This is a genomic window from Brachybacterium atlanticum, from assembly GCF_025669985.1.
Lineage (GTDB): Bacteria > Actinomycetota > Actinomycetes > Actinomycetales > Dermabacteraceae > Brachybacterium > Brachybacterium conglomeratum.
The window spans coordinates 1-5,226 of record NZ_JAKJJW010000063.1 but is presented as its reverse complement, the minus strand read 5'-3'; the positions used below and the strand labels follow the sequence as shown (position 1 = coordinate 5,226).

Sequence of the window (5,226 nt, the reverse complement as noted above, 5' to 3'; positions counted from 1 at the left end):
CACCGGTGCGGTCCTGCGCGCCGCGGCCTGCACCCGCACCGCCCTGAGGCGCTCCGCCCTGCGGAGCCGGGGCGTCGGCCGCTGCGAGCGCCGCCCGCTCGTCCCGCAGCACCAGCCGGGCAGCGAGCAGCTCGAGGTGGAGACGGGGCGAGGTCGCGCCGCTCATGGTCGAGAGGGTCTCGTGGACCAGGTCGCCGCACTGCGAGAGATCGGCCGGGGCGAACTGCGCGGCCTGGCCGAGCATCCGCTCGAGCTCGCCGGCCGGGACCTGCGGGAGCAGATCGGCGCCCTTGTCCGGCACGGCGGCGAGCACGATCAGGTCCCGCATCCGCTCCAGCAGGTCCTCGACGAAGCGGCGCGGCTCGTGGCCGGTGGCGAGCACGTGCTCGACCGCGGAGTAGAGCGCGGCCGCGTCCCGCTCGGCGATGGCGGTGACCGCCTGGTCGAGCAGGGCCGTGTCGGTGAAGCCGAGCAGCGCGATCGCGGTGGGGAAGTCCAGGCCGTCCTCGCCGGCGCCGGCCATCAGCTGGTCCAGCACCGACATCGAGTCACGGGCGGAGCCGCCGCCGGCGCGCACGACCAGCGGCATCACGCCCTCACCGACGTGGACGTCCTCCGCGGCGCAGACCTCCTCGAGGTAGGGGCCCAGCACCTGCGGCGGGATGAGCCGGAAGGGGTAGTGGTGGGTGCGGGAGCGGATCGTGCCGATGACCTTGTCCGGCTCGGTGGTCGCGAAGACGAACTTCACATGGTCCGGCGGCTCCTCGACGAGCTTGAGCAGCGCGTTGAAGCCGGCGGAGGTGACCATGTGGGCCTCGTCGATGATGAACACCTTGAAACGGTCCCGCACCGGGGCGAAGGAGGCGCGCTCCCGCAGCTCGCGGGCGTCGTCCACGCCGCCGTGGCTGGCCGCGTCGATCTCGACCACGTCGAGCGAGCCGGCGCCGCCGCGGGCGAGGTCGCGGCAGGAGTCGCAGGTCCCGCAGGGGGTGTCCGTCGGCCCCTGCTCGCAGTTCAGGCAGCGAGCGAGGATGCGAGCGGAGGTCGTCTTGCCGCAGCCGCGAGGTCCCGAGAACAGGTACGCATGACCGACCCGGCCCGCGCGCAGCGCACGCCTCAGGGGCGTGGTGACGTGGTCCTGGCCGATCACCTCGGCGAAGGACTCCGGGCGGTAACGACGGTACAGAGCGGTGGCCACCCCGACAGGCTAGTCGAGGGCACCCACGCTCCCCCACCGTCGCGAGGATCCTCGTGGAGAAGCCCGCACTGTGGAGGAGAGGTCCCGGCTTCCCTCGTCGACGCCGGGCGGTGGTCACCTCGCGGTGTCCTTCCAGCGCCGGGCGACCGCCGACCGCCATCCGCCATCCACCATCCACCATCCGCCATCCACCATCCACCATCCACCATCCACCATCCACCATCCACCATCCACCATCCGCCATCCACCATCCGCCATCCGCCAGTACATCCGCCAGCACTCGTCGGTCATACGACGCGCGGCGGCGGCATTCCGGCACCGCACCGCACGGGTACTGCAGAAAACTGCGTACATCACGTACGTCATGTACGTGCTTTTCCACAACAGACACCGCATGCGGAGCCGATACCGCCCAGATGGCCGAGACTCCGCCTCAGAGACACGACGGATACGGGGGATGAGCGGCATGGCAGAGAGTGCATGGGAAGGCGAGGTGGAGGTGTCGGATAGCCTCGACGCGACAGATGGGTCGAATCGGGGCGACACAGCGGACGAGGCGGGTCGGGCTGACGAGACGAACACGGCGGCGGGCACTGGCCGTGCGAGGTGCGCGAGTGACGCGATCGGGATCCCACTTGACGGGCCGGCGATGGGCCCGCCTGCACTGACGGCGATCGAGGCTGCGGTCACCACGAAGATCGTGACCGCCTCGGAGTTCCGCACGAGGCTGAGCGAGCTCCTCGAGCTCTCGCACCGCCAGCCCGTCACGGTGATGAGCCGCGGAGCACGCGCACGCGGCGTGCTGGTCTCCGCCGACTTCTTCGACCGCGCGTGCACCGCACTCGGGGACGAGCCGTACGCTCGGCCCCCGCGCACCCGCCTCGAGGAGATCATGGCGGAGAACAGGCAGTTCCTCGAGTTCCTCTGATCTCGCCGCCGAATCGGCCTGTGCGGTCCGGTGGAGGGTCAGCTCTGCGGGCTGCGCTCGCCTGCGGAGCGGTCGTCGTCCTCGACCGCCGACGGCGACGACCCTGAGGTCTCCACGCCGTAGTCGCCGTCTGCGACGTGCACTCGGCTCCTCGGCGCGGCGTCCGAGTCCGCGCTTCTCGGCGTCTCGGCATCCGCTCCGTCCGCGGCGTCCGAGTTCGTACCGCCCGACCTCGCATCATGCGCTCCGGCGTCGTCGTCCGAACCCGCGCCCCTGTCCGAACCCATGCCGCTGTCCGAACCCGTGCCGCTCGACGTCTCCGCGAGCTTCTCCCGGCGGGTGCGCAGGGCGCGGTAGGTCGCCGTGAACACGGCGATGACGACGATCACCGGCACCAGCACGTCCACCAGCCAGCCGGGCACGGAGAATGGCAGCCCGATCTCCGGCACCAGGTCCAGCAGCCAGCGCACGGCCTCGCCGATTGGGCGGAGGATCGCGGCGATCAGCTCCTGGATCGGACTCAGCAGGGCGTCGAGGAACTCCCGCACCGGACGCGTGACCTCTCCGATCCAATCCCGGATCGGCTGGGTGGCCTGGGCGACCGCGGCGACGACGGGCCGGATCCGCGCCTCGATCCACTCCTCGACCGGATCGAGCAGCCCGCCGAACAGCGCACCGAGGCCCAGCAGCGGGATCAGGAACTTCGCCGCCTTCGCCAGCGCCGCGATCAGCGCATAGCGGGTGGGGTGGGCGGTGCGCTTCTCATCACGCAAGGCCGACGGGGACCCCTCGGTCGGGACGAGCAGGGTGGTCCGGAACCCGTGCCGGACCTCGACCTCGCCAGCGCCGCCGAGTCCCGCGGTGCGGATCGTGAGCACCTCGCAGTCCTTCACCTCACCGTCCTTGCGACGACGACGCACGGTGCACCGCAGCGTGGAGAACCCCTCGTCGAGGCCGAACTGCAGGTCGTCGGCCGCGTTGTCATCACTCGCATCGTCGCGGGTCGCATCGTCGCGGGTCGCGTCGTCGCCGGTCGCGTCGTCGCCGGTCGCGCCGCCGTCGGTCGCCTCGCGCTTCGTCTGGGCCTCCCGTGCCTTCTCCTCGGCCTTGGGGTCGTGCTCGATCCCGTCGACGATCACGGAGAAGGAGGTGTCCAGGAGGCGATGGCGGGCGCGGACGAGATAGTCGTGCTCGCCGGCACGGCCGCTGTACTCGACGTCGGCGGCGAAGCGGGTCGCCGGATGCTCGCCGAAGGGGACGCCATCCTCCTGGACGGCGTCGGTCCTCCCGTCGCGCCCGTCGGCCGCGCCGTCGAACCCGTCCGCCGTCCCGGCAGCTTTCGCCAGCGCCTCGTCCGGGGAGGCGGGATCGGCGTGGTCCACAGGTGTGCGAGACATGGTTCTACCGTGCCAGGCCCGCTCGCGACCGACATCCTCCGCATGTCGGTTCCAGCCTTCTCGAGGTCCTCCGATCGGCCGAGGGCCGCACGGCTCCTGCGCTGCCGCGCCGGCCCGACCACGCATCACTCTCCCCTTCCAGCGCCTGGCAGCAGCACACAACCCCATAGCTGCGCTAATGTGACCGCATAGCAATATAGTTGAACCTGGGAGCATGGGCGCGTAGCGTCCCGCTCGTGAGCACATCAACCACCTCCTCCTCGGCCTCGACGCGGTCGCGCAACCCGCTGACCGCGATCACCCGCATCCCCTTCGGCTGGCAGGTCCTGATCGGCCTCGTCCTCGGCATCGTCCTCGGCCTCGTCGCCGCCCAGATGGGCCCGGTCGCCGAGACCGAGGCGAACCCCGACGGCGCGAACTGGCTGACCACCACGCTGGACACCATCGGCACGATCTTCGTGACGCTGCTGAAGGCGCTGGTCCCGCCGCTGATCTTCCTCGCGATCGTCACCTCGATCGCGAACCTCCGCGGCGTCACGAACGCCGCGCGTCTGGCCGGCAAGACCCTGCTGTGGTTCGGGATCACCTCCCTGATCGCCGTGTCGATCGGCATCGCCCTCGGCGTGCTGACCACCCCCGGCGCGAACTCGCAGGTCTCCGCGGACTCCGCCGAGGCCTCCTCCACCCAGGGCGGCTGGCTCGACTTCCTCACGGGCCTGGTCCCCTCGAACTTCCTGGGTATCACCGGCTCGGCCGGGGACGACGGCTCCGTCTCCCTGAGCTTCAACGCCCTGCAGATCCTCGTCATCTCCATCGCCGTGGGCATCGCGGTGCTGAAGGTGGGCGAGAAGGCCGAGCCGTTCCTGCGCTTCACCGGCTCCGCCCTGGAGATCGTGCAGAAGCTGCTGTGGTGGGTGATCCGCCTGGCCCCGATCGGCACCGTCGGCCTGCTCGGCAACGCCGTCGCCTCCTACGGCTGGGAGGCCATCGGCCAGCTCGGCGTGTTCGTGGCCGACGTCTACATCGGCATGCTGATCGTGCTGCTGGTGGTCTACCCCGTGCTGCTGCGCGCCAACGGCCTCTCGATCGCCTCGTTCTTCCGCGGCGTGTGGCCGGCGACCTCGCTGGGCTTCGTCTCCCGCTCCTCGCTGGGCACCATGCCGATGACCCAGACGGTCACCGAGCGGATGGGCGTGCCGCGCCACTACGCCTCCTTCTCGGTGCCGCTGGGCGCGACCACCAAGATGGACGGCTGCGCCGCGATCTACCCCGCGCTCGCCGCGATCTTCGTCGCGAACTTCTACGGGGTGCCGCTGGGCGTCACCGACTACCTGCTGATCGTGCTGGTCTCCGTGCTCGGCTCCGCCGCGACCGCCGGCATGACCGGGGCCACCGTGATGCTCACCCTGACCCTGTCCACCCTGGGCCTCCCGCTCGAGGGCGTGGGCCTGCTGCTCGCGATCGACCCGATCCTGGACATGGGCCGCACCGCCCTGAACGTCACCGGCCAGTCGCTGGTGCCCGTGATCGTCGCCAAGCGCGAGAAGATCCTGGACAAGGCCGCCTACGACGCCTCGGCCCGCACCTCCTTCCAGGCCATCCAGGCCGAGGAGAAAGCGGAGGCCGACGAGCGCGTGGAGGCCGAGGTGGCCGCCGACGCCGAGGCGCAGGCGGCCGACGGAGCCTCCGGGGCGACCGGGGCC

4 protein-coding genes are annotated in these 5,226 nt (G+C 71.0%); 2 read left to right on the top strand and 2 right to left on the bottom strand.

Going from position 1 to position 5,226, the window contains the following annotated elements; translation table 11 throughout:
• Positions 1 to 1,198, bottom strand: a 1,198-nt coding sequence (locus tag L3K22_RS16495; protein ID WP_263312353.1) for a DNA polymerase III subunit gamma and tau, incomplete at its 3' end; no start/stop codon positions are given.
• A gap of 649 nt (positions 1,199 to 1,847) precedes the next feature.
• On the opposite strand from L3K22_RS16495, the gene L3K22_RS16490 reads away from it, so the two are divergent.
• Entirely contained in the window at positions 1,848 to 2,126 is a 279-nt protein-coding gene (locus tag L3K22_RS16490) for a type II toxin-antitoxin system prevent-host-death family antitoxin (RefSeq protein WP_156488554.1), read from the top strand.
• 38 nt (positions 2,127 to 2,164) lie between these two features.
• On the opposite strand, the gene L3K22_RS16485 is transcribed toward L3K22_RS16490, so the two are convergent.
• Positions 2,165 to 3,523, bottom strand: a complete 1,359-nt coding sequence (locus tag L3K22_RS16485) for a hypothetical protein (RefSeq protein WP_263312352.1) — start codon at positions 3,521 to 3,523, stop codon at positions 2,165 to 2,167.
• Positions 3,524 to 3,759: 236 nt separating this feature from the next.
• Between L3K22_RS16485 and L3K22_RS16480 the strand changes: the two genes are divergently transcribed.
• The coding region (locus L3K22_RS16480; protein ID WP_263312351.1) for a dicarboxylate/amino acid:cation symporter at positions 3,760 to 5,226 on the top strand (1,467 nt) is incomplete at its 3' end.